The following is a 24,471-nucleotide window of genomic DNA, read 5'->3' on the forward strand; positions in this document are numbered from 1 at the left end:
ACTATTCCTCGCGCAGGCGGGTCGCCGTGAAGGCGTACGTCGTGGCGGCGCTGCCGTGGGCGTCCATCTGGAACGACTTGCTCTCCACGAAGCAGTCGTCGAAGGACAGGGTGCGCGTGTCGTCCGTGCCCTCGGTGCGCTTGAGGTTGGCCACCAGCTGGAACTTGCCGCGCGCGTCGAGCAGCGAGTCCAGCTTCACGGCGGCGGAGCGGATGACCAGCTCACCGATGACGGTGCGCAGGCCGAAGATGACGTCCACGCGCTCGTTGGAGCCGATGGCGCGGATGTCCTCGCGCTCCGTGACCACCCGGAAGGCGAGCGACTGGAGGCCGTCCACGGCCTCGCCGTCGACGAGGATGCTGCTACGGTTGGCTGAGAATACCGTTGGCATCGATGCGTTCCCTCATCAGACCTGGACCGTGATGGTCGCGTAGATGTAGTCGATGGCGCGCACGGGCCTGACGGCCATGTTGACCCTCACGATTCCGAGCGCGAAGTCCTGCTGCGACGAATAGACCTCCACCTTGAAGGCGGGGTCCTTGCCGTCGGTGGAGGGGACGATGGCGCCGTCCTTCTCCATCTGCACCAGCGCTTCCACCAGCTTCTGCTTCAGCGCGCTGCGCCCGTCCGCGTTGTTGAGCAACCCGATGAACAGGTCGCCCACCATCTTCAGCGTGCGCACCGCGCGGTCCGCCACGCGGCGCACGTTGATCTGATCTCCATCCGTCGTCAGGCCCCGCACGACGATGGTGCCCCGGCCGCGCTCCGTGACCACCGGCACCACGAAGGCCCTGAGCAGCGCCTTCTGCTCCTCCACGCTCAGGGACAGCTCGTTCAACCCGGACACGCGCTTGAACGTGGGCGACTGGTGCGGCGTGAGGCCACCCACCATGCCCGCCACCGCGCCCACCACGCCGTGCGGCGCGACGAGCACGAACCTGTCACTCACCAGGTTGGAGGCCAGCTGCGCGGTCTCCTCCAGCGTCCCCGTGGGAGGAATCTGTCCGAAGCCCAGGCGCCCCTTGCTCTCGCCGCTCAGCGCGTTGCAGTGGCTGATGACGTCGCCATAGATGCGCGACAGCTTGGTCCTGTCGGTGAAGTCCTGCACCGCGGCCAGCACCAGGTCCACGTCGGGATGGTCCTTCAGCTTCCCCAGCGCCGTGGCGTACTCGTCCGGCGACGCGTCCTTGCCGCCCGCCAGCGTGTACGTGCCCGCCGTGGGCCAGCCCACGCCCTTCGTCGTGTCCACGCGGATGAACGACGAGGTGTCCAGCGTCGACACCAGCCCCGCCGAGTTCACGTTGCGCAGCACCTCCGCCGCGCCGCTCGCCGGGTGGATGACCTCCAGGTCGAACGACACCGTCTTGTCGATGTTGTCCCGGTAGCTCACCTTGACGGTGATGCCGTTGGCCCACGGGCCGGCGACGCGCGCCTGGAACGTCGCGCCATACTTCTCCCCGGTGGAGCCGGAGGGATACTTGCTCGCATCCGGCGGCGCGGTGATGGTCGCGCTCGTCCCCGCCGTCGCGGCGAGCGGCGAAATCACCAGCTCCGAGACACCGTTGTCCAATGCCTGTCGCGCCTCCGGGAGGCTGTAGGCGCTCGCGCGTCCGGCCACCTCCAGGAACCGCGACCAGCTGCTGGCACGTATCACCTTGCCCTGGGCTGACTCCAGGAAGCCGGTGATACCCAGAACCCCTGACGGCGCGAGCTGTTGGGGCAACACTTCCTTGACGACCGTGACCTGGACACCGGGAATGATGAGACCTGTGGCCATACGCTCCCCGACCCTCGTGAGCGAGGGGGTATCGAACCCTGCTCAGGGTGCAGGTTCCCCGGACCGTGTGACTGGGCACACGCCCACCCCGACCGGGGCACGGTCCTATTCAATGACTGGTTGTTTTTGAGCCGACGACGTCTGGAATCAGGGATTGGTGGCGGGAATCTGCACGCCCGTCTTGCGCAGCGCCGCGAGCGTCGCCGGCAGCAGCGTGGACGCCTCGTTGATGAGCGCCTTGCCCACGTTGAGCAGCAGGTCGACGATGGCGACGATGTGCTCGACGCCCGCTCCCACGAAGTCGACGATGATGTTCAGGAAGCGCTGTCCCGTCAGCGCCAGGTTCCGCGCCGAGTCCGGCAGCAGATCCAACGTGGAGTTCACCAGGTCGCGCCCGGCCTCCAGCACGTTCTTGATGGAGTCCACCACGTTGGGGTCCATCAGGGGCTTGATGAGCCCCTCCACCTGCTTGAGCACCGAGCTCAGGACATTGCGCACCGGCGTCCAGATGACAGCAATCTTGTCGGTGATGGTCTTGAAACCCGAACCGCTCACCGCCAGATACAGCTTGTACAGCGCCTGCTCGACCTGGATGGCGATGTTGTCCACCGTGGCCAGGGCGTCGGATACGTTCGCCGCTGCGTCTGCTGCCATGGAATGTCCCCCTCGAGTGATTTGAGCGCGCTCACGCGAAACATGAGCGCACACGGAGAGTATGCGAAGGAACACTCCGGATTCAAGGTTTTATCGGGTAGGCAACAAAACAGCGTTTCATCCTACCAGGCTTGAGTTGTCGCGAGTGACCCATGCGAGGGCCTTCTAGAGCGGCGCGGGCCAGACGAGCGCGCCCAGGCCCAGGTGGGTTCCTTTCGCGTCATGGACGAGCCACAGCTCCGTGTCGCGGATGCGGAACAGCTTCCCACCCTGGGTGACGCGGATGCCGGAGTAACCCTTCATGAAGCCGCGCTCCTCGACCTCTCGAATCACGGCCGCGCGATGCTCCCGGCCATCGGGTGGCGCGCTGAGTCGAGCGGGTGTTCGGAGGAACTCCTCGGCGGAGTAGCCGAACTGCCGGGACGCGGCGGCGTTGGTGTAGAAATAGACCGGCTCTGGCTGGGCATCCTGGGCCAGCAACATGAAGGGCGCCTCGGTGTGGACCCACGAGAGGCGGGTCGGGTCGGAGACGTGCTCGAGGTGGGGAGGGCAGAAGCCGACGCCCAGGGGCTTGTTGAAATATCGCCGGTAGGTGGTGTCGAGCAGCTTCAGGTACGGCAGCACTTCGTGGATGGCTTTCATCGGGGTTCCTCCGGGGAAGCGCGGGCGGTCAGAGGTTGCCGGCGCGGGGGTTGAGGCCGAGCACCTGTTCGCTGTCGACAGGGACGGTCACCAGGATGGACTGCCCCGCGCGAGCACGGTGGAGGCTCAGGATGGCGTCCAGGTTGGTGAGGTCTGGCTTCAGATCGAACCCCACCCAGCCACAGGCGCGAGCGATGTCGCCGAACTCCATGGGGGTGAGCTGGGTGTGGCGGCGAGTGGCCTGGATGCCCGGGAGGATGGTGGGCAGGGCCTGCTCGACGATGCCGTAGCTGGAGTTGTCGAGCACGAACAGGAGCAGGTCCAGGTGGCTCGCCTCGGAAAGACATCCCGCGAAGAGCCGGAAGCAACCGTCACCGGTGAATCCGACGACGTGGCTGTCGGGGCTTGCCAGTCGCGCGCCGATGCACAGGCCCAGCACGTTGCCCATGGCCGAGCCCCGATAGAGAGAGAAGAAGCGCGCGTTCGGATGGGGGCGCTGGGTGACATATTGCCGGTCCTTGTAGGAAAGACAGACATCATCGAAGCCGAGTGTCCCCGGAGCCCAGCGGGTGTCCAGCCGGGTGAAGAGCTGGCGCAGGTCCACGAAGCCGGGACGGGGTGGGAGGCGCGGCGTGTGGTTGAGGTTCGCGGGCGCGGGGGAGGCGCGTCGGGTGCGCGGAGGGCTGTGCTCCAGGTGCTCGACGAGCGCATGCAGGGCGCTGTCCAGGGGCGTCACCCATTGATGGAACTCGTGCCGCGAGCGGTGGGCGAAGCTGCCGTCGAGCTGGCCGTAGCCGTCCTCGATGGACGTGACGACGAAGGTCTTCCCGGCGGGGTAGGGCTGGAGGTTGACGGTGTACTCGTCCGGACACGCTCCGAGCACCAGGAGGACATCTTCCTCGCCCAGGTCCTTCCAGACGTCCATGGCCGCGTCGTTGCCCCCGAAGGAGATGTAGCCATGGCCCCACGGGTTCTGTCGCTCGACACCGTTGGCGCCGTTGATGCTCCAGACGAGCGAGGCTCCGAGCTGCTCACACAGGCGGGTGGTGAGCCTCGGTGCCCGAGGTGCGCGCGCCAGTTCCTCGCCGGCAAGGATGACGACGCGCCGCCCCTCCGCCGCGGCGTGGAACGTCTTGACGAAGTGACGGACGTCCTCCGGCTTCGCCTCGGGTGGACGGAGCGGGTGGAAATGGCAGGACTCCTCGCCGCTGGGGAGCTTGAGGAGGTTCGGCTCGATGACGAGCACGATGGGCTTGGACTGCTGGAGCCGGTGCTGGGCCCGGCGCAGCTGTGGGATGAGGGTGGCGGGCTGGTCGAGCACGAACACGCCCCCGGGGAGCTCCGCCTGGAGCTGGGGAACGATGTTGCTGCCGAGCGGGGAGGTGTCCTGGAGTGGGCTGAGCCCCTGACTCTTCGTGGAGCACAGGGGCACCAGGAAGACCGCCGGGATGTCATGCAGCTTGGCGTCGCTCAAGCCGCAGGACAGCAGCTTGGTCGCCGCGCCCGTGGTCGCGACGCAGCATCCCAGCCCGCCCGTGGCGAGATAGCTGCCCAGGGGCGTGAAGCCCGCGGCGTACTCGCCCAGTGTGAAGAACCAGGGAGACTCCTCGCCGCGCGGCTCCTCCCGTCGTCCTGGATGGGGCTCCAGGTTCTGGAGGAAGTGCAGCAGGCCGCCACCCGTGACTCCAGTGCAGGTCGTGACGCCCCAGGCCCGCAGCGCGGACAGGAGCACGTCATAGCCACTCGGTCGCTTCGTTGGATTGGTTGTCATGCGCACCAGGGTAGGGATTCGTGTATTTGTTTGCACGATTATGTTTCGAGTTGATTGGGGCATGGCGGGCCGCTCTGCGGGTGACGGTGTGTTGATGGTTTGTTTTTGATTTCCAGGTGTGGGCCCGGAGGCTGGCGGGGCTCGCGGCGGGCCGCGTCATGCGGGGGAGATGCGCGAGGCCTGCGGGCCGAGGCAACAAATCCGCGCGCCAGGCCGAGAACTGGTTTGTCAGTCATTTCCTTCAAGCACGCGAGAGTCTGCCCATGACCGCCCGCATCGATGGCAAGCCACGCCCGCACGTCGGGAGCACCCAGAAGAAGGAGGAGCCTTCGGCCGTGCCGGTCCGGACGCCCTCCGGGAACGGCGTCGCGGAGCGGGCGCGTCAGAAGGGCGTCGTGGATGCCTTTCAGGGAGCGCGGCTGAGCGAGCGTTCGCTGGCGAGCCTCGGCAATCCCACGGCGCTCGCGAAGCAGGGGGCGGCGTGTCCTGTCCCGGTGCTGACGCCCGCGGAGGAGGCGGAGGCGCGGCGGGCCATCGAGGAGGCGACGGGCCGCGAGGACCCGGAGACCATCGCGGAGTGGCTGAGGGCGCATCCGGACCCCGCGGAGCAGGCGGCGTTCATGGACATGCTCTTCGACTACGGCCCCACGGTGGGGAACATCCTCGACAACGCGGACGACCTGAGCCCGGAGGACCAGCAGCTCCTCTCGGACGCGCTGGACGCGGCCTACCGGCGGGGAGAGGTCACGCTCGAGGAGCTGAAGGAGGCGGTCGGCTCCCACGGGAACGGGACGTGGAGCGGCGAGTCCCACGAGATGTTGGCGAAGATCATCGCCGGGACGGGGAACCCGGACCTCATCAACGCCTACGTGGAGCGCGAGCTGGAGATCATGCAGGCCGAGAACGTGGAGGACCCCGCGCGAGCGGTGGCCATCGCCACGGCCCTGGCGAGCCTTCCGCCGGACGAGCTCCAGAAGTTCCTCGAGCGCAACCCGGAGGTCGTCTCGCGGGTGTTGAAGAACCTCGAGGAGCCCATCGCGCGCATGGGAACGGGGTCGTACGAGGCGCTCGGGAAGCTGCTGGACGCGGCCGGCGCCATCCAGCCGCCCACACCCCAGTCCCTCCAGGTGTTCATGGACAGCATCCCGTACCTGGGTGAGAACGAGGAGTCCCGCGCCGCGGCGGCCCGGTTCTTCACGCGCAACGCGGATGCCATCCTCGCGTCCGTGGCGGACGCCTCTGGAGCCATCAGCAGCCAGAGCGCCGGGAAGCTCGCCGAGTTCTTCACGAGGACGCTCTTCACCGACCCCTCATTCGAGGGACAGGAGGCCCTGCACACGTTCGTGGTGCAGAAGCTGGGGGAGATGCAGAGGCGGCTGGAGACCGAGGCGACCGCCAATCCTCCTTCTCAGGACGCTCAGCGCCTGGCCCGGGGCATGGGCAGCCTCGTGGGCGCCATCGAGGGCGGCTTCATGCTCGCCGTCGAGGAACTGGACGCGCGCAACGAGGCCACCGAGGGCCTGGTGGGGTTGATCTTCAAGGCCAAGGACCTGCTTCCGGACGTGTCGCTCCCCGTGATTGGGAGCGTGCGCGACCTCACGCTCGACCAGATCCAGGACTGGGTCACCGACGCGCTGAAGGAGCATCCGGATGACCCGAAGGATGCGATTCCCTTTCACCTGCTCTTCGGAGAGGCCATCTCCAATCCGCTGCTGGCGACCATCTACGAGACCGCGCGGGGCACCGCCCTGGACAACCGCGAGCTCGGCCTGGACGACTGAGTCCGGACGGGAACGACACGGCTCCGGCCCTCGAGTCGAGCGCCGGAGCCGTCGTGCTGGTTGCTACCAGGCCACGCTGTCCAGGTGGACGGTGCCCGTCCAGCCCGCGTTGGTGATGAGCTCCACGCCCAGCTGGTACAGCGGCGTGGTGCTGTCCGAGGGCAGGGGAAGGGTCAGCGTGTTCCAGGCCCCCGTCTGGAGGCTGCTCGCGGCGGTCCACTTGCCCGTGTAGCGCCAGTTGCTGCTGGCGCCCTCCAGCGCGAACGGCTGGACGGCGGTGAGCTTGCTCCCTGCGGGAACCCACAGGCGCATCGTGACCACGCCCGCTTGAGGCACGGTGGCGGTCATCACGGACACGACGCCCGTGCCCGCGGTGCCACTGAACGGAATCGCGAGCGAGCGCGTGCCCGACTGGGGCCGGGTGGTGGTGGACGTCGCGGCCTTGAGCGGCGCGCCCGTGGCCGACCAGCCCTCGGTGCCGGACTCGAAGCCATACCCACGACCCGTGCCCCCGCCCGAGCCGGCATCCGGTGTCCCCGCGTCGGTGCCGCCCGAGCCGGCGTCTCGCGGCCCTCCTGCATCCGGAACCCCCGCGTCGGTACCGCCATCCGTGCCGGTTCCCGGGACGGGCAGGGTGGTGCCCGTGGCCGGCAGCGTCAGTCCACCGGCGGTCAGGAAGGGTGAGGCATTGCTCTTGAGATAGGGCTGGCCGTTCGTGCCCAGGTCATTGGTGTAGGAACTCTGTCCGCCCGCGCCCGCGCCGAAGAGCAGCGCGATGACACCCGCGTTGGCGAACTTGCGCCGGTGCGCGTCTCCAGCGGGGCCGAAGAAATACTCGGTCCGGTTGTCTCGGTAGCCCGCGCGAGGGGTGCCATCGTTGTTGATGTTGCGGTGCTGTGAGTTTCCGAGCGGAATCTGCCAGAGCACCCAGCGCTTGCCGGAGGTCTGGTTCATCAGCGTGAGCCACTGGTGGTAGCGATTGAACGAGCGCGAGGCGATGGCGGCGTTGTCGTTCGTGTCCCACCACACGTCCTGGCCCCGGGTGAGCTTGTAGAAGTCCGCGTCACGGTCCAGCGGGTCTCCGACGAGCACGTCGTACGTCGCGCCGGTGCTGTTGGCGCCCAGGCCCAGCGGCTTGAGGAAGTTGACGACCTTGTCCACCTCCGGCTGCAGGGGATCGCTGATGGAGCAGCAGGAGATGTCCTTGCCGCTGGCCCACGCGGAGATGTGGAGGCCGAGGATGACGTTGTTCGCGCCCACGGCCTTGCGCAGCTGGAGGAAGGCGAGCCCCCATCCGGCGACGGTGTTGGGCAGGCCCGCGAGCTCCGGCATGCCCGTCGCCGCGACGGCGGCGTACGTGTTGGGGTTGGAGTTCGTATAGAACTGGAGCAGGCCCACCGCGTCCGGTTCGATGGGCATCAGCACCGGCCTGCCGTACTCCTTCGCGCGCTGGAGGAGGATCTTGAAGTCACTGAAGTAGCCACGCATGGTGTCGATGTTCTGCACCTTCTCGAGGGACTCGGCCTCGCCGCCGCCCGGCTCCGCGAAGAGCTGGTAGAAGACGGGCGCGGGGATGAAGCCCTGGGTGTTGGACTCGGTGAGGAAGGTCTTCGCCCACGCGCCATCGCGCGGGCCCCAGCCCCAGTTGTCCACCCAGCCCTTGGTGAGGTAGCGGTAGCGCACGTCCCAGGGGACGCCGCTGTCACGCATCCAGTTCTGGCCCGCTTCCTCGAACAGGCCGATGGACAGGCGATTGGGGAGGCCCGTGGGCACGGGGCCCTTCACGCCGGGCGGTGCGGCTTGAGCGAACGCGGACGACACAGCCAGGGTCGTGCAGGCCAGCGCCAGCACGGCGACGGTTCTTCGGAGCGTTGTTCTCATGCCCCTGAATACAAACGGCGTGCGGTCGCCACGCCGGTTGCCCGCAGCGGGAGCCTCGTCGCCTGCTACACGTCCGGGGCCTCAGCCCCTCGGTGTCACGGGCCGGGACAGGCGAGGCCCGGCTCGGGCGCGTCCGTGTCCTGGAAGGCGAGCAGGCAGCGGAGCGCTTCCGAATCCGCGGCGTCAGCCAGATACGTGCGCCGCCACAGCATTGCGGCCACGCGGTTGGGCAGTCGCGGGTCCTGCGCGATGAGCGCGCGGCGCACGCCGTTGGCGCCGATGGGCACGGTGGCCGCCGCGGCCTCCAGCTTCGCCACTTCGTCGGGACAGCCGTCCGGGCAGTTGTAGAGGAACACCGCGTGTCCGTGCTCCAGGTTGTGGACGTACAGGCAGCGCGACACGGGTTCTTCGTAGATGCCACAGCGGGCCACGCTGGCGCAGTGGGGACCGGAGTTCGGAGGGTTCTCCCCGTTGCCGCAGGCGGGGCTGTCGCAGACGGCGAGGTGCCCGGAGGACGTCTGCGTGGAGAGGGGGAAGCTGAACTGGCCGCAGCCGCCAGGCGCCGCGTCCGAGGAGTCGCAGGCGGACAGGGACAGGAGCGCGAGCAGCGAGGGGAGGGTGAGGAGGCGTTGGGCGTGCACGCCCCCGTCATACCGCATCAGCCGGGGAACGCACCGCGACGCTCCACGTCCTGGGCGCGCAGCCCTGGCAGCCCCACGGCTTCGGCGAAGCGGAGGAAGTCGGACTGGCTCACGCTGCCTCCCGTGGCGCGAGCATGGCCGTGGCCCAGCTCCTCGCCCATCGGCGGCAGGCCCAGTCCCTGGATGAAGGCCCTCAGGTCGATGGGCGCATGGCTGCGCATCGCGAAGTTCACGCGGCCGGGCAGGTAGCCCGTGTTGGCCGCGATGACGATGTGCTCGGGCAGCCGCTGCGTCCATCGCACCGCCACCAGCGGATGAACCTGCGCCTCCGAGCTGAACAGGAGCAGCGCCACACGCGAGGCGACGCGCGGCGGTGTGCGAGCACACCGTTCGACCTCGCGGCGCACCTCCACGCGGCAGTCGTGCAGCTCGTCCACGCCGGGCACGCGTCCCTCGGAGACGTCCTTCGCGGCCCCCGCGCGCAGCAGGACCTCCAGGGCCCGGGGCGCGGCGAAGCGGGCCGAGCGTCGGGCCGCGTTGATGAGGGACACCGTCTCCGTCACCGCCTTGCGGTTCGCGCGTCGCAGCGCGTCCTTGAGGAACGGCATGGGGGCATCCGCGCCCAGGTCCCCCACGGTACCGAGCACCGCGAGCCACTCCAGCGGCCCCGGCACGACGAGCGGCGACACCAGCACGTAGGTGAGCAGGCTGCTGCTTGCGATGGGCTCATGGCCGTACGTGGTGACGACGCGTGCCTCGGGAGGAAAGGACTCCGCCGCGTGGTGGTCCACGATGAGGGTGGGGACAGAGGGCAGCAGCGGGGCGGGTCTGCTGCCCATGTCGAGGACGACGAGCGCGTCGGGCTTCGTCGCGCCGAGCCGCTCCAGGAAGCCGGGCGAGTGGGCATGCTCTCCCTTCCCGGGCACGCGGACGGCGACGCGGGCGCCCACGGCCTCGAGCGCTCGCACCATCAGGACGCCGGAGGCCAGGCCATCCACATCCGGGTGGGGCGCCACCAGCACGCGCTTGCCGCGCTGGGCTTGGATGAAGCGTCGGGCCTCGGCGAGCGCCTTTTCAGACGTGGGCCAGGCGGGGTCCTTCGTGTGACCGAGCAGCATGCCTTCAAGCTGTAACGCCAACCCCTGACAGCAGAAGGAGCGGCAAGGGGAGCCCGCCTGCTCCACGAGCGTGCCCGAGTGGGGCTGGTGGCCCGCTGTGCGTGGGCCCGTTCGTGGCGAGCTTGTCTCAGGTGATGGAAGGCTTCGACTCCTACCGACTCGGCTATGTCGCGCAGAGCCTGACGCTGGGCGTGAGCGCGGGGCACACCTGCCGCCTGGCGGGCGCCACGCCCCAACGCCTGGAGTCGCTCATCGCTCAGAACCTCGAGGAGCTCCAGCGCCTGCTCGAGTTCAACGCCTCGCGAGGCATCGAGGTGTTCCGCATCGGCTCCTCGCTCATCCCGTTCGGCTCGCACCCGGTGAACACGCTCCCGTGGTGGAAGACCTTCGGCCGGGACTTCGAGCACCTGGCCCGCCTCGCGCGCCGCTCGAATCAAAGGCTGTCGATGCATCCCTCGCCGGCGGGCGCCTCGCTGTCCTCCCGGCACGCGCGGGTTCGCGAGGCCTCGCTGGCGGAGCTGCGCTACAGCGCGCGCGTGTTGGACTTGCTGGAGGCCGGGCCCGAGTCGCGCGTGGTGCTCCACGTCGGCGGCGCCGCGCCGACGCGCGAGGAGGCACGGGTCGCCGCGCACCGATTCCTGGACGAACTGCCCGAGTCGCTGCGCGAGCGGCTCACCATCGAGCACGACGACAAGGTGTGGAGCGCGCGGGAGGTCCTGCCCCTCGCGCGCGAGCACGGCGTCCCGATGGTGGGAGACAACCTCCACAACGCGGTCCTCGCCTCGACGCCTGTGATGTCATTGAAGGAGCTCCTGCGCGAGGCCGCGTCGACGTGGACTGCGCTGGACCTGCGGCCCAAGTTCCACCTGGCCAGCCAGCGTCCCCAGGCGCGGGCCGGGGCCCACTCGGACCGGGTGGACCCGGCGGACTTCCGGAGGATGGTGGCCGCGCTGCCCGTGCCGGCGGACCTGATGCTGGAGGCGAAGGAGAAGGACGTCGCGGTTTTCGCATTGCGTCAGCTCGCGAACGAACGCCGAGGTCGACGCGGTGGGGTGGGCGCGCCGGCGCCGTAGACATTGTTTTCTTGGATGTCTTCGGGCGGCGGTTCCTCTACGGTCCGCGTCCATGAACCGGACCCGACTCACGCAGTCGTTGCTGCGCTCGGCCCTCGCGGCCCTGGCGCTGACCGCCGCCCCTGGCCTCGCCCAGACGCCCGCCGCCAAGGCCACGCCCGAAGAGGCGAAGCAGTTCGCCGAGAAGGTGAACGCGGACCTCAAGCGCCTGTGGACGAAGCAGGCCACCGCCGAGTGGATCAAGTCCACGTACATCACCGACGACACCGAGCGGAACGCCGCCTACGTCAACGAGGAGGTGCTCGGCTACGTCAACGGCGCCATCAAGGACTCGCGCCGCTTCGACGGGCTGAAGCTGGACGCTGACACTGCGCGCATGCTGCACCTCTTGCGCGTGTCGCAGGCGCTGCCCGCGCCGTCGGACGCGAAGAAGCGCGCGGAGCTGGCCACCACGGCCGCCAAGCTGGAGGGCCTCTACGGCAAGGGCAAGTACTGTGGCGCCGACGGCAAGGGGAAGTGCCGCGACCTGGAGGAGCTCTCCGACGTCATGGCCGAGAGCCGCGACTACGCCGCGCTGCTCGACGCGTGGCAGGGCTGGCACTCCATCTCCCGGCCCATGCGCCCGCTGTACGAGAACCTGGTCACCATCTCCAACGATGGCGCCAAGGACATCGGCTTCAACGACCTGGGCACGCTGTGGCGCTCCGGCTACGACATGCCGCCCGCGGAGTTCGAGAAGGAGGCCCAGCGCCTGTGGGGCCAGGTCAAGCCCCTGTATGACGACCTGCACTGCTACGTGCGCGGGCGGTTGGCGAAGCAGTACGGCGCGGACAAGGTGCCCGCGGGCAAGCCCATCCCGGCGCACCTCTTGGGCAACATGTGGGCCCAGGAGTGGAACAACATCTACCCCCTGGTGGAGCCGTTCCCCGGTCAGGCCAGCCTGGACGTGGACGCCGCGCTGAAGGCGCAGAACTACGACGCGCTGAAGATGGTGCGACTGGGGGAGAAGTTCTTCACCTCGCTCGGCCTCAAGCCGCTGCCGGAGACCTTCTTCGAGCGCTCGCAGTTCACCAAGCCCAGGGATCGCGACGTCGTCTGCCACGCCAGCGCCTGGGACGTGACGTACGAGAACGACCTGCGCATCAAGATGTGCATCAAGCCCACCGAGGAGGACCTGGTCACCATCCACCACGAGCTGGGCCACAACTACTACTACACGTACTACTACAACCTGCCCGTGCTCTATCAGGCCGGCGCCAACGACGGCTTCCACGAGGCCATCGGCGACGCGCTGACGCTGTCCATCACCCCCGCGTACCTCCAGCAGGTCGGCCTGCTCAAGGAGGTGGCGAAGAACGACAAGAACCTCATCAACCTCCAGCTCAAGGACGCGCTGGAGAAGGTGGCCTTCCTGCCCTTCGGCCTGCTCGTGGACCAGTGGCGCTGGGAGGTCTTCTCCGGCCGCGTGAAGCCGGCGGACTACAACAAGTCCTGGTGGGCCCTGCGCCAGAAGTACCAGGGCGTGGCCGCGCCGGTGGCCCGCTCCGAGCAGGACTTCGACGCGGGCGCCAAGTACCACGTCCCCGCCAACGTCCCCTACACCCGCTACTTCCTGGCCCGCATCCTCCAGTTCCAGTTCCACAAGGCCCTGTGCGAGGCCTCCGGCTACAAGGGCCCCCTCCACGAGTGCTCCATCTACGGGAACAAGGAGGCCGGAAAGCGGCTGCAGGCGATGCTGGAGCTCGGCGCCAGCAAGCCCTGGCCGGATGCGCTCCAGGTCGTCACTGGGACTCGCCGCATGGATGCGACACCGTTGCTGGATTATTTCAGCCCTCTGCGTCAGTGGCTGAAGACCCAGAACAAGGGCCAGAAGTGCGGATGGTGAAGGTCCCTGGTGGACTTCCCGGGGAAAGGCCGCGTAGATTCTCGGGGTCCGTTAGAGTTCGCTCGGTAGGACCGGACGGCGGATTTTCGCGTCCGTGACGAAAGAAGAAGAAAGCAAATGGCTACTGGTACCGTGAAGTGGTTCAACGATGCGAAGGGCTTTGGCTTCATCACCCAGGACGGCGGTGGTGAGGACGTGTTCTGCCACCACACCGCCATCAACATGGATGGCTTCCGCACCCTCCAGGAGGGGCAGAAGGTGGAGTTCGAGGTCGCCCGCGGCCCCAAGGGTCTTCAGGCGCAGAACGTCCGCGCTGCCTGATTCCCGGCGTCGTTCGTAACGACTTCCTGGATGCATCATGAGGGTCCGGCCTGCCAAGGGTCGGGCCCTTCGTGCTTTCTCGGAGCTGTCCATGTCCTCGTCGAAGCCGCGTCGGGTGTCCCCGCTGCACGCCCTTCCCCTGGTGATGCTGCTGGGGTGCTCCACGACGTCCCCCACGCCGACGCCCGCCGCCGCGGTGGATGCGCGGCCCGCTCCCGAAGGCCCCGCGATGAAGCCCTCGTCCGACGCGCTGGCCCAGGTGACGGCGGAGCTGGTGGCGAAGCACGGCGAGGCGCAGCGCGCGCGCATCGAGCGCGGCGTGGCTCAGGTGGCCCTGCTGTGGCGCACCGAGGACGGCGACCTGGCCGCCTTCGCGCGCGAGCAGTTCGTGTCGGACCCCCAGGTGCTGGACGCGACCTTCGCGCGGCTGGAGCGCCTGTTCGAGCAGCTCGACGGGCACATGCTGGAGCTGGGGCGCGAGACGCAGTGGTACACGGACCTGGACCTGGGTCCGCTGCTTCCCGTGGAGCCGCTGGTGGCGTCGTATGACCCGTCCTCGCATGTGACGGAGGATCTGTTCCGCGCGAAGGTCGGCTTCGTGGTGCTGCTCAACTTCCCGCTGACGACGCTGGAGGAGCGGGCGCGCCAGGGCGCGACGTGGACGCGGCGGCAGTGGGCCGAGGCTCGGCTGGCGGGGCGCTTCAGCATGCGCATCCCCGCGGACGTGCAGCAGGCGTCCTCGCGCGAGGTGGCGGCGGCGAACCTGTACATCGCCGAGTACAACGTGTGGATGCACCACCTGGTGGACGAGCGCGGCGAGCGGCTCTTCCCCAAGGGCCTGCGCCTCATCAGTCATTGGAACCTGCGCGACGAGCTGAAGGCGGACTACGCGGACCCGCGCGGACACGAGAAGCAGCGGACCATCGTGCAGGTGATGGAGCGCATCGTCACCCAGACGATTCCGGCCGCGGTCATCGACAACCCGAGGCTGGACTGGAACCCGTTCACCAACGCCGTCACGGTGGCGCCGCCCCAGACGGTGGAGGCGGACGCGCCCTCGCGCGAGGCCCGCGCGGACGCCACGCGGGAGGCGGACGTGCGCTATGCGCGGATGCTCGCCATCTTCCGGGCGGAGCGGAAGCTGGACGCGTACGCGCCGGTGGCGCCCACGCGCATCGCCCGCTCGTTCGAGCTGGGACGTGAGCTGCCCGAGGCACGGGTGAAGGCGCTGCTGACGCAGGTGCTGGAGTCACCGCTGGTGCCCCGCGTGGCCGCGGAGATCCAATCCCGGCTGGGACGGAAGCTGGAGCCGCAGGACGTCTGGTACGCGGGCTTCAAGCCCGGGGCGAAGCGGCCGGAGTCGGAGCTGGATGCGCTGACGCGCAAGCGCTACCCGACGGCGGAGGCGTTCGCGAAGGACCTGCCGCGCATCCTCCAGGGCATGGGCTTCAGCGCACAGAAGGCGGACTGGCTGGCGGCGCGCATCCGCGTGGATGCCTCGCGTGGCGCGGGCCATGCGCAGCAGGCGCTGCGGCGCGGTGACTTCGCCCGGCTGCGCACGCGAGTGGAGAAGGGGGGCATGGACTACAAGGGCTACAACATCGCGGTGCACGAGCTGGGGCACAACGTGGAGCAGACCTTCGGGCTCTACGGCGTGGACCACACGCTGCTCACCGGGGTGCCCAACAACGCCTTCACGGAGGCGCTGGCCTTCGTGTTCCAGGCGAGGGATCTGGAGCTGCTGGGGCAGGGCAGGCCCACCGCGGAGAGCGAGCGGGAGCGGGTGCTCGGCGACTTCTGGCAGACCTGGGAGCGCTCGGGCATCGCGATGGTGGACATGGCCGTGTGGCATTGGCTGTACGCGAACCCGGAGGCCACGCCCGCGCAGCTGCGGGACGCGGTGGTGTCCATCTCCCGCGACGTGTGGAATCGCTACTTCGCGCCGGTGCTGGGGGGAAAGGACACCACGCTGCTGGCCGTCTACAGCCACATGATCAGCTACCCGCTGTACCTGCCGGACTATCCGCTGGGGCACCTCATCGCGTTCCAGATCGAGGAGCACCTGTCGCGCAAGGGGCCGCTGGGGGCGGAGTTCGAGCGGATGGCGACGTACGGCTCGGTGACGCCGGACCTGTGGATGACGCACGCGACGGGGGCGCCGGTGAGCGCGGAGCCGCTCTTGCGCGCGACAGAGGCGGCGCTGAAGGCGCGACCGTAGGGTAGGCTCGGCGCCGCTCATGCCCATCAAGCGTCGCATCAAGGAGCTGTTGGCCCAGGGGTTGGTGAAGGGAAGCCGGCGGCTCGGGTTGCTCGACGACCCGAGGCTGTTCCAGGTCTACGAGCGTGGCGGCTACCACGTCACGCCGAACCACTTCTATCAGCCCATCCCCGACACGGGCTCGCTGCCCGAGGCGCTGTGGGGCACGCGCTCGAAGATGGTGGGAATCGACCTGCGCGAGTCGAGCCAGCTCGCGCTGCTCGAGCGCCTGTCCTCGAAGTACCGCGACGAGTACCAGGCGTTCCCGAGGTCCGCGACGGGCGAGCCGCACGTCTACCACCTGGGCAACAGCGAGTTCGGGACGGTGGACGCGGAGGTGGCCTACGGGCTGGTGCGCGAGCTGCGGCCGCGAAGGCTGTTCGAGATCGGCTCCGGCTGGTCCACGCGGCTGTCCGCGCAGGCGTGCCGGAAGAACGAAGGGGAGGGCGCGCCCGCGTGCGAGCTGGTGGCCTTCGAGCCCTATCCGAGCGAGGTGCTGCGCGCGGGCTTCCCGGGCCTGACGCGCCTGGAGCCGCTGAAGGCGCAGGACATCCCGTACTCGGAGGTGGAGCGACTGGAGGCGGACGACATCCTCTTCATCGACTCCAGCCATGTGTTGAAGGTGGGCAGCGACGTGCAGGTGGAGTTCCTGGAGCTGCTGCCTCGGCTGAAGAAGGGCGTGGTGGTGCACGTCCACGACATCTTCCTGCCGGCGGAGTACCCGCGCGCGTGGGTGCTGGAGCACCGGCGCTTCTGGACGGAGCAGTACCTGCTGCAGGCGTTCCTGAGCTTCAACGACAGCTTCGAGGTGCTCTGGGGCAGCAGCTTCATGCACCTGACGCATCCGGAGCGGTTGCGTCAGGCGTTCCCGTCGTACCGGGGGGCTCCCGAGGACTGGCCCGGGAGCTTCTGGCTGCGTCGGGTGAAGTGAGGCGCTGACTACTGACGGGTGTCGCCGGGGATGGCGACCAGCTCCACGTCGAAGGTGAGGACGGCGTTGGGCGGGATGCGCGAGCCGGAGGGCGGACGCTCGCCGTACGCGGTGTCTCCAGGACAGGTGAGCTTCGCCTTGCCGCCGACCTTCATGCGCGACACGCCCTGCGTCCAGCAGGGGATGACGCCGTTGAGGGGGAACTCGACGGGGATGCCGCGCTTGGCGGACGTGTCGAAGATGGAGCCGTCCACGAGCCGGCCCTCGTAGTGGACCTTGACGGTGTCGGTGGCGCGCGGGCTCTTGCCCGTGCCCGCCTGCGTCTCGCGGTAGATGACGCCCGAGGGCAGCTTCACCGCCCCGGGCTCCCTCGCCGCGCGCACCAGGGCCGCGTTGCCGGCCTGCGCCTGACGCGACTTCGCGAAGGCCTGGATCTTCGGCGCGAACTCCTTGGGCTCGAGGGCGGCCGTGCCGGCCATGCCGTCCACCATGCCGCGCTGGAGGATCTGCACCTCCTCCGGCGTGAGCGCGAAGAGGGACAGGTCCTTCCCCACGCTGGCGCCCAGCGCGTAGATGGTCTGCTGCTCCTCGGTGAGCTCGCTGGGGTCCACGGCCGCTGGCGCCGCTGGCGCCTTCGTGGCGGGCTCGGCCTTCTTCACGGGAGCCGGAGCACCGCCTTGCGCGTGCGCACCCGTGGCGCCGAGCACCAGGGCGAGCGTTGCCATCCACATCGTTCGCATGGTTCCACCTTTCCTCATGGGCACTGGAATATAGGGCCCGAGCGTCCGCGCCCAGCACGAACTGGGAGTCGCGAAAGGGTCGTTTTCTTGCGCGACACGCTCGTGCCTCTACCCTGCGTCCAGGTTGCTTCAACCCCGGAGCAACCTGTTGCACGCAGCGAAGGAGCTGGAGCGATGAGCGACAAGCGTAAGTCGAAGCGGGCGCCCCTCGACATCTACCTGAACAAGTACATGGGCGGCGTGCCGTACATGTCGCGGGCCGCGGACATCAGCCCGGAGGGTGTGAGCCTGGCCCGGTTGATCGAGCCCCAGCACGACGCCAAGCGCGTGGGTCTCCAGTTCCAGCTGCCGGGCTCGGAGGAGATCATCTACGCGGAGGGCGAGGTGGTGCGCGAGTGGGTGGAGCTGTCCACCGCCAAGCGCGAGCACTCGGGTGTGCGCTTCACGCTGCTCACCGAGCGGCACCGGAAGATGATCGACGCGTACGTGGACCGTCACGGCCGCGCGGGCAGCGAGAACTGACGCGCCGCGCTGTCGGGCCTCGGGGGTTGCCTTGACATCCTTCGAGGTGGGCTCGTTGAATGGGTTGCCATTCTGCCCTGGGACTACCCAAGGTATCGGGTGAGGACAGGAGGAGCTCCGTGAGCCGAGCACGATGGGCGGTATTGCTGGTGGTGCCGATGGTGGCATCGGCCCAGGGCAAGGCGGTGAAGCCCGCTCCCACCGTGGAGGTTGTCCGTCCGGTGGGAAGTGTGGGTGTGAACTGGGAGGGGCAGGTGCTCCGGGCGACGGGAGCGGGTGCTCCGGACCTGAAGGCCGCGAATCCCTCTCAGGCGAGGCTCGGGGCCGAGCGGGTGGCGCGGCAGGTCGCGTCCCGGAATCTGCTCGAGCAGGTGCGCGCGCTGCAGCTGCGGGCGGACCGGAGCGTCGGTGACGAGATGGCGCGCGACGACGTGCGCGGCCGGGTGGAGGCGGCCGTGAACGGGTTCAAGGTGGTCGCGAAGCGTTTCTATTCGGACAGTGGCGTGGAGCTGGACGTGGAGGTGCCGCTGGCGGCGATCACCTCCGCGCTGGTGGACCGCGGGCCGGAGTCCGTCATCGTCTTCAACCGCGAGGGCGCGAAGAAGTACACGGGCCTGGTAGTGGACGCGCGAGGGCTCGGGGCGAAGCCGGTGCTCGCGCCCCGGTTGTTGGATGCGGCGGGCAAGGCGCTCTATGGCGCGGGTGCGTTGGCGAGCGAGGTACGGGAATCGACGGGGGTCGCCGCGTGGTTCCGGAGCCTGGATGCGGCGAAGAAGGCCGCGCTCGTGGGCGAGAAGCCGATGGTGGTGAAGGCCACGGGGCTGAAGGGCTCGGACCTGGTGCTCGCGTCGGAGGATGTGAAGACGCTGGGCGAGGTCGACGCGCGCTTCCTCGCCGAGGGCCGGGTCGTCATCGTCACGCAGTGACCCGGACATGGATTCGCGGCGCGACTCCGCGGGGAAGAGTGGGTGACGGGGTGCGACGCCGTTTCGTGGTCGGGTGGAGTGCGTGGTTGGTGGTGGGCGTGCTGTCGGGGTGTGGGCGCAAGGAGCCTGACTCCGTGGCGAAGGCGCGCGAGCTGATGGCGGGGGCGAAGCCGACCAGCGGGGATGTGTCGCTGCGCTGCGTGCCCGAGGACGCCGAGGTGTATCTGGACGGCGTGCTCCAGGGCGTGTGCAGCGACTACGCGGGCAATCCCCGTGGGCTCAGCCTGGGCGTCGGGCTGCATCAGATCGAGGTGAAGAAGCACGGGTACTGGCCGTACACGACGTACTACGAGCCCAGCGGAGCGCGGGCGCGGCTGAACGTCACGCTGCGCGCCACCGAGTCCGCGCCTCCCGCGGAGGGGACGCCCTGAGGGGCGTGAGTCCTCGGCGGTGACTCGGGCGCGTCGGGGAGACCCATCCGGAACGCGGTGCGATGTTGATTCACGGTGCGTGCCGGACCTCGCCCGGGATGGCAGCGCTGTTTTCGATGTCGCGAGGATGCACGAGCAAGGTGCGCCCCAGACCACGAGGCGCCCCAGCGAGAGGGTCCTCCGGATGGCAGCGCCGTGTTCGATGTCGCGAGGATGCACGAGCAAGGTGCGCCCCCCCACACCACGATGCGCCCGAGGGAGAGGGGCATCCTCCCGTATTCTCGTCCCTTCCTTCCGCATGGCAGCGCTGTGTTCGATGTCGCGAGGATGCACGAGCAAGGTGCGCCCCCCACACCACGATGCGCCCGAGCGAAAAGGTCCGTCTCCAGTGTTCTCGCCTCTTCCTTCGTGCGTCGGGACGGCCCGCGCGGGACGTAAGGAGGCACTTCGGCCAGCCGGTTGCTCGCTCCCGATGCAGGTCCCGGACCGCTCTCGGGAGGGCGGCCCTGTGTTCGATGTCGCCAGGAAGTACGAACAAGGTGCGTCCCCCAGGTCAGGAGGCGCCTGAGCGAGGAGCCCCACTTGGTTTCTCGTCCCTTCCTCCTTTCCTCGGGACGGCCGCGCGGGGCAGGGAGGCACTTCGACCAGCCAGGCGCTCGCTCGCCGAGGTATTCAGGGTTGCGAGGGCGCGGCCCGAGGTGGGTCCTTCGTCCGGGAGGGGCCTGCAAGCTAGGCTGCGCGCTTTCGGGTCGTGACATGGCGGCTTGTAAGGAGCCGGAGTCCGCGAGTGCTTCGCGGAGGAGCGTGGGTCATCGGACGGCGCAACAAGAAGAGCAGCCCTGGGTCCATCAGCCGTGCGCCGGTGCCGCCCGTGCTTCACTCGGTGAAGACGGAGGAGCCCGCGGTCCCCGTGGCCGAGTCCGTACCTGACGTCGAGCTGACGGAGACCGAGGCGCGCCGCATCGACCTGTGGTGGTCGGCGGTGATGGTGGGCTCGCTGGGGCTGGTGTTTGCGCTGCTCGCGGTGTTCGGCGGCGTGGCGGTGCCCGTGCTGCTGGCGCTGTCCGGCGCCTACATCTTCAACCCGATGGTGACATCCCTGGAGCGCCGCGGACTCGATCGGACCCTGGGGACGACGCTGGTCTTCGTCGCCGGGACGTTGCTGCTCGTGGGCGCGGTGCTCTACCTCATCCCCGTGTTCCGCGACGAGGCGTTGAAGCTCCCGGACTTCTTCTCGCGAGCGAGCACGCAGGTGGTGCCGCGTGTGGAGGCGCTGGTCGGCGCCTCGTTGCCGGACCTCATCCGTCAGCGCACGACGGAGCTGGGGCAGCAGGCCTCCGAACTGGTGCAGAGCGCGGGGCCCGCGGCGGCGCGAATCGTGGCGGCCTTCGCGGGCAACACGGCGCGCTTCGTGGTCACTCTGCTGGGGCTCGCCGTGGTGCCGGTGCTGGCGTTCTTCTTCCTCCAGGACTACCCCCGGTTGATGGGGCGGGTGAAGGACCTGCTCCCGCGTCGCTCGGTGGCGCTGGTGGCGCGCCGCTTCGCCGAGGTCGACGAGGTGCTCTCGGCCTTCGTGCGCGGGCAGCTGACGGTGGGGGCGCTGCTGTCGGTCATCTACGCGGCGGGCCTGTCCATCGGCCGCATCGACATGGCCATCGTCATCGGGGTCATCGCCGGCTTCGGCAACATGGTGCCGTACCTGGGCACGGGCGTGGGCATCCTGCTGTCCCTGGTGGGGCTGATGCTGTCGTGGCAGGGGCCCTGGCAGATTGGCGTGGTGGCGGGCACGTTCATCATCGGCCAGATGCTGGAGGGGTTCGTCATCACCCCGCGCATCGTGGGCGAGAAGGTGGGCCTGGCGCCCGTGGCGGTCATCATCGCCATCCTGGCCTTCGGCGAGCTGTTCGGCTTCGTCGGCATCCTCCTGGCGGTGCCGGTGGCGGCCATCCTCAAGGTGGTGCTGCGCGTGGTGGTGCAGCGCTACCAGCGCACACGCCTGTACACCGGCGAGTCGCAGTCCGCCTGATGGGGAGGGCGGCTCCCTGCGAGCCGCCGGGCCACCCTCGGGTGGGAACCCCGCGCCAGGAGCGGGCCTCCGCGTTATGCCCGGGCTGGTTTCGAGCGGCGGAGGGCCGCCTTGAACAGGAGCGTGCGTTGACGAAGCTGGAGAAGCTACACCAGGAGATCGCCTCGTGTCGGGCCTGCCCCCGGCTGGTCGAGTGGCGCGAGGAGGTCGCCCGGGTGAAGCGCCGTGCGTACCGCGAGTGGACCTACTGGGGCCGTCCCGTCCCGGGGTTCGGTGATCCACGGGCCCGGCTGGTCATCGTCGGTCTGGCGCCGGCCGCGCACGGAGCCAACCGGACGGGGCGGATGTTCACGGGAGATCGCTCGGGCGACTTCCTGTTCGCGGGGCTGCACCGCGCGGGGTTCGCGAACCAGGGGACCAGCGAGCACCGGGACGACGGCCTGGCCCTGAAGGACGCCTTCATCGTGGCGGCCGCCCGCTGCGCTCCCCCCGATAACAAGCCGCTCCCGGAGGAGGTGGCCCGCTGCGCGCCGTTCCTGGACCGCGAGATGGCGCTCCTGCCCGCGCGGGTCCTGCTCGCCCTGGGCGCCATCGGCTGGAACGCGGCGCTGGCCTCGCTGGAGCGGACGGGGGTGACGTTCGGCTCTCCCCGGCCGGCCTTCGGGCATGGGGCGGAGCTGCCGCTGCCGGGCGGGCGGACGCTGGTGGGCTGCTACCACGTGAGCCAGCAGAACACGCAGACGGGGCGGCTGACGCCCGCCATGTTCGACGCGGTGATGGCGAGGGTCCACGCGCTGATCCGCTAAAAGAAGGAAGATCGAAGGCTCATCTGCGTGTTTGCTTGACAGTCGCGGGAGCCCGCTGGTATTCCCCGCGCCACCTCAGCACCAACGGGTCGTTAGCTCAGCGGTAGAGCACTACCTTGACACGGTAGGGGTCAGTGGTTCGATCCCACTACGACCCAACTCAGTTGAAGTGAATCTCCAGCGGGCGGCACGGCTTCTCAAGAGCCCTGCCGCCCGCGGTTTTTTCGGAGGTATCGCATGTCCGACATGATCACCGTGACGCTCCCCGACGGCACCCAGAAGCAGACGGCCCGGGGGACGACCATCGCGGACTTCGTGCGGGAGGGCATCGGCGCGGGCCTGGCGAAGGCCGCCCTGTTCGCCCGGGTGAACGGCCAGGACATGGACCTGAGCCGCAAGCTGGACGAGGACGTGAAGCTGCAGATCTTCACGCCCAAGAGCCCCGAGTCGCTGGAGCTCATCCGTCACGACGCGGCCCACGTGGTGGCCAGCGCCGTCCAGCGCATATTCCCCGGCACGCAGGTGACCATCGGTCCGGCGACGGAGGAGGGCTTCTACTACGACTTCTTCCGCGAGAAGCCCTTCACGCCCGAGGACCTGGAGAAGATCGAGGCCGAGGCCAACGCGGAGCTGAAGAAGGACCTGGCGTTCGTCCGCACCGAGATCTCCATGGAGGAGGCCATCCGCCTCTTCGAGGAGAAGGGTGAGAAGTTCAAGGTGGAGATCGTCAAGGACATCGCCGAGCGCGGCGCCAAGACGCTCACCCTCTACACCCACGGCGACTGGGTGGACTTCTGCCTGGGGCCCCACGCCCCGAGCACGGGGAAGATCGGCGTCATCAAGATCCTCTCCTCGAGCGGCGCCTACTGGCGCGGCGACCACCGCAACCCGATGCTCCAGCGCGTCTATGGCACGGCCTTCTTCGACAAGAAGGCGCTGCAGGAGTACCTGACGCGCATCGAGGAGTCGAAGAAGCGCGACCACCGCAAGCTGGGCAAGGAGCTGGACCTCTTCCACTTCCACCCGTACGCGCCGGGCGCGGCCTTCTGGACGGCCAAGGGCACGACCTTCTACCAGACGCTCTCCGACTGGATGCGCCGGCTGACGAAGGAAGACGGCTACGTGGAGATCAAGACCCCCTTGATGTTCAACAAGGGGCTCTGGGAGACCAGCGGCCACTGGGGCAAGTACAAGGAGAACATGTTCCTCGTGCTCGACAGCGAGTCGGGGGAGCATGACTTCTCGCTCAAGCCGATGAACTGCCCGTCGCACCACCTGTTCTACGGCTTCAAGAAGCACAGCTACCGCGACCTGCCCCTGCGCCTGCACACCCAGGACGTGCTGCACCGCAACGAGGCGGCGGGCTCGCTGGGCGGCCTCACCCGCGTGCGCCAGTTCGCGCAGGACGACGCGCACATCTACTGCACGGAGGCGCAGATCACCGACGAGGTGAAGCGCTTCGTGAAGCTGCTGGACCACGTCTACAAGGCGGTGGGCCTGACGTACGCGGTGAAGCTGTCCACCCGTCCCGAGCAGCGCCTGGGGGACGACTCCCTGTGGGATCGCGCCGAGGCGGGCCTCAAGACGGCGCTCGAGTCGCTGGGCCTCGCGTACGAGCTGGCCCCGGGCGACGGCGCCTTCTACGGCCCGAAGATCGACTTCGCGGTATCCGACAGCATCGGCCGCCGGTGGCAGCTGGGCACCATGCAGCTGGACTACCTGGCCCCGGAGCGCTTCGACCTGTCCTACGTGGGCGAGGACAACGCGCTGCACCGCCCCGTGGTGCTCCACCGCGCCATCTTCGGCTCCTTCGAGCGCTTCACGGCCATCCTCATCGAGCACTTCGCGGGGGCCTTCCCGGCGTGGCTCGCGCCCATCCAGGCGGTCATCGTCGTGGTGGCGGACCGTCAGGCGGACTACGCCCGCAAGGTGCGCGACACCCTGCGGGCCAAGGGCTTCCGGGTGGACTTCGATGATCGCGGCATGTCGCTCAACGCGAAGATCCGCGAGGCCCAGCTCCAGAAGATCCCGTTCACGCTCGTGGTGGGCGACAACGAGGTCTCTGCCGAGAGCGTGTCCCCCCGTCGCTACGGCGGCGAGGACCTCAAGAGCATGAAGCTCACCGACTTCGAGGCCCTGCTGGCCAAGGAGTCCGCGCTGCCGTGAGCAGTTGGCCCGCGTCTTGCGGACGGGTCTTGACTCCCAGTTGCACCCAAGTAAGGTGCGGCGCTTTCCGATGGGGGCGTACACCGCTCGGGTGGTGGGCGAGCGGGTGGCTGGGCGAGGGT

General features: G+C 68.8%; 21 protein-coding genes and 1 tRNA gene. 13 read left to right on the forward strand and 9 right to left on the reverse strand.

Annotated features, from left to right (window positions below; all coding sequences use genetic code 11):
- Position 1 precedes the first annotated feature (1 nt).
- From K8640_RS39555 to K8640_RS39575, 5 genes are all read right to left on the reverse strand, one after another.
- A complete protein-coding gene (locus tag K8640_RS39555; protein WP_046713998.1) occupies positions 2 to 391 on the reverse strand; it encodes a hypothetical protein in 390 nt (129 codons plus the stop codon).
- 15 nt (positions 392 to 406) lie between these two features.
- On the reverse strand, positions 407 to 1,777 hold the full coding sequence (locus K8640_RS39560; protein WP_223751810.1) for a phage tail sheath C-terminal domain-containing protein: 1,371 nt from the start codon (positions 1,775 to 1,777) through the stop codon (positions 407 to 409).
- A gap of 147 nt (positions 1,778 to 1,924) precedes the next feature.
- Positions 1,925 to 2,431 (reverse strand): hypothetical protein, encoded by a 507-nt coding sequence (locus K8640_RS39565; protein WP_046713996.1) that lies wholly within the window; start codon positions 2,429 to 2,431, stop codon positions 1,925 to 1,927.
- A 165-nt stretch (positions 2,432 to 2,596) separates the two neighbouring features.
- Complete coding sequence (locus K8640_RS39570) at positions 2,597 to 3,073, reverse strand: MEKHLA domain-containing protein (protein WP_223751811.1); 477 nt, start codon at positions 3,071 to 3,073, stop codon at positions 2,597 to 2,599.
- Between the two features lie 28 nt (positions 3,074 to 3,101).
- The gene (locus K8640_RS39575; RefSeq protein WP_223751812.1) at positions 3,102 to 4,844 is read right to left on the reverse strand and encodes a thiamine pyrophosphate-dependent enzyme; all 1,743 of its coding nucleotides are present in this window, start codon (positions 4,842 to 4,844) and stop codon (positions 3,102 to 3,104) included.
- Between the two features lie 263 nt (positions 4,845 to 5,107).
- Between K8640_RS39575 and K8640_RS39580 the strand changes: the two genes are divergently transcribed.
- A complete protein-coding gene (locus tag K8640_RS39580; protein ID WP_223751813.1) occupies positions 5,108 to 6,625 on the forward strand; it encodes a hypothetical protein in 1,518 nt (505 codons plus the stop codon).
- 63 nt (positions 6,626 to 6,688) lie between these two features.
- Here K8640_RS39580 and K8640_RS39585 read toward each other — a convergent pair whose 3' ends face one another.
- The 3 genes from K8640_RS39585 to K8640_RS39595 all read right to left on the reverse strand — a co-directional run bounded on the left by K8640_RS39585 (position 6,689) and on the right by K8640_RS39595 (position 10,265).
- The gene (locus tag K8640_RS39585) at positions 6,689 to 8,506 is read right to left on the reverse strand and encodes a hypothetical protein (RefSeq protein ID WP_223751814.1); all 1,818 of its coding nucleotides are present in this window, start codon (positions 8,504 to 8,506) and stop codon (positions 6,689 to 6,691) included.
- Positions 8,507 to 8,601: 95 nt separating this feature from the next.
- Positions 8,602 to 9,165 carry a DUF3105 domain-containing protein gene (locus K8640_RS39590; protein WP_223751815.1) on the reverse strand — a complete coding sequence of 188 codons (564 nt, stop codon included), beginning with the start codon at positions 9,163 to 9,165 and terminating at the stop codon, positions 8,602 to 8,604.
- Positions 9,165 to 10,265, reverse strand: coding sequence for a DHH family phosphoesterase (locus K8640_RS39595; protein WP_223751816.1), 1,101 nt, complete (start codon positions 10,263 to 10,265; stop codon positions 9,165 to 9,167). Before K8640_RS39595 ends, K8640_RS39590 begins: the two co-directional genes overlap by 1 nt.
- A gap of 113 nt (positions 10,266 to 10,378) precedes the next feature.
- Between K8640_RS39595 and uvsE the strand changes: the two genes are divergently transcribed.
- The 5 genes from uvsE (at position 10,379) to K8640_RS39620 (ending at position 16,732) form a co-directional block, all read left to right on the forward strand.
- Positions 10,379 to 11,338: a UV DNA damage repair endonuclease UvsE gene (gene uvsE / locus K8640_RS39600; protein WP_223751817.1), complete on the forward strand. Its 960-nt coding sequence runs from the start codon at positions 10,379 to 10,381 to the stop codon at positions 11,336 to 11,338.
- A 52-nt stretch (positions 11,339 to 11,390) separates the two neighbouring features.
- Positions 11,391 to 13,223 carry a M2 family metallopeptidase gene (locus K8640_RS39605; protein WP_141323082.1) on the forward strand — a complete coding sequence of 611 codons (1,833 nt, stop codon included), beginning with the start codon at positions 11,391 to 11,393 and terminating at the stop codon, positions 13,221 to 13,223.
- Positions 13,224 to 13,340: 117 nt separating this feature from the next.
- Positions 13,341 to 13,544, forward strand: a complete 204-nt coding sequence (locus tag K8640_RS39610) for a cold-shock protein (RefSeq protein ID WP_015349926.1) — start codon at positions 13,341 to 13,343, stop codon at positions 13,542 to 13,544.
- 91 nt (positions 13,545 to 13,635) lie between these two features.
- Positions 13,636 to 15,762: a hypothetical protein gene (locus K8640_RS39615; RefSeq protein ID WP_305070717.1), complete on the forward strand. Its 2,127-nt coding sequence runs from the start codon at positions 13,636 to 13,638 to the stop codon at positions 15,760 to 15,762.
- A 19-nt stretch (positions 15,763 to 15,781) separates the two neighbouring features.
- A complete protein-coding gene (locus tag K8640_RS39620) occupies positions 15,782 to 16,732 on the forward strand; it encodes a class I SAM-dependent methyltransferase (protein WP_141323081.1) in 951 nt (316 codons plus the stop codon).
- Positions 16,733 to 16,740: 8 nt separating this feature from the next.
- Here K8640_RS39620 and K8640_RS39625 read toward each other — a convergent pair whose 3' ends face one another.
- Positions 16,741 to 17,472: an FKBP-type peptidyl-prolyl cis-trans isomerase gene (locus K8640_RS39625; protein WP_223751818.1), complete on the reverse strand. Its 732-nt coding sequence runs from the start codon at positions 17,470 to 17,472 to the stop codon at positions 16,741 to 16,743.
- 174 nt (positions 17,473 to 17,646) lie between these two features.
- On the opposite strand from K8640_RS39625, the gene K8640_RS39630 reads away from it, so the two are divergent.
- The 7 genes from K8640_RS39630 to thrS all read left to right on the forward strand — a co-directional run bounded on the left by K8640_RS39630 (position 17,647) and on the right by thrS (position 24,349).
- On the forward strand, positions 17,647 to 17,994 hold the full coding sequence (locus K8640_RS39630; protein WP_046713983.1) for a PilZ domain-containing protein: 348 nt from the start codon (positions 17,647 to 17,649) through the stop codon (positions 17,992 to 17,994).
- A 119-nt stretch (positions 17,995 to 18,113) separates the two neighbouring features.
- Positions 18,114 to 18,920 (forward strand): hypothetical protein, encoded by an 807-nt coding sequence (locus tag K8640_RS39635; RefSeq protein WP_194869005.1) that lies wholly within the window; start codon positions 18,114 to 18,116, stop codon positions 18,918 to 18,920.
- Between the two features lie 50 nt (positions 18,921 to 18,970).
- Complete coding sequence (locus K8640_RS39640; RefSeq protein ID WP_223751819.1) at positions 18,971 to 19,351, forward strand: PEGA domain-containing protein; 381 nt, start codon at positions 18,971 to 18,973, stop codon at positions 19,349 to 19,351.
- A gap of 883 nt (positions 19,352 to 20,234) precedes the next feature.
- The gene (locus K8640_RS39645; RefSeq protein ID WP_223751832.1) at positions 20,235 to 21,377 is read left to right on the forward strand and encodes an AI-2E family transporter; all 1,143 of its coding nucleotides are present in this window, start codon (positions 20,235 to 20,237) and stop codon (positions 21,375 to 21,377) included.
- 128 nt (positions 21,378 to 21,505) lie between these two features.
- Positions 21,506 to 22,183 (forward strand): uracil-DNA glycosylase, encoded by a 678-nt coding sequence (locus K8640_RS39650; RefSeq protein ID WP_223751820.1) that lies wholly within the window; start codon positions 21,506 to 21,508, stop codon positions 22,181 to 22,183.
- An 86-nt stretch (positions 22,184 to 22,269) separates the two neighbouring features.
- Positions 22,270 to 22,341, forward strand: a tRNA-Val gene (locus tag K8640_RS39655).
- Positions 22,342 to 22,420: 79 nt separating this feature from the next.
- Positions 22,421 to 24,349, forward strand: coding sequence for a threonine--tRNA ligase (thrS, locus tag K8640_RS39660; protein ID WP_223751821.1), 1,929 nt, complete (start codon positions 22,421 to 22,423; stop codon positions 24,347 to 24,349).
- Positions 24,350 to 24,471: the final 122 nt, after the last annotated feature.

Origin of the sequence: Myxococcus sp. XM-1-1-1, from assembly GCF_020037095.1 — a bacterium.
GTDB classification, from domain to species: domain Bacteria; phylum Myxococcota; class Myxococcia; order Myxococcales; family Myxococcaceae; genus Myxococcus; species Myxococcus fulvus.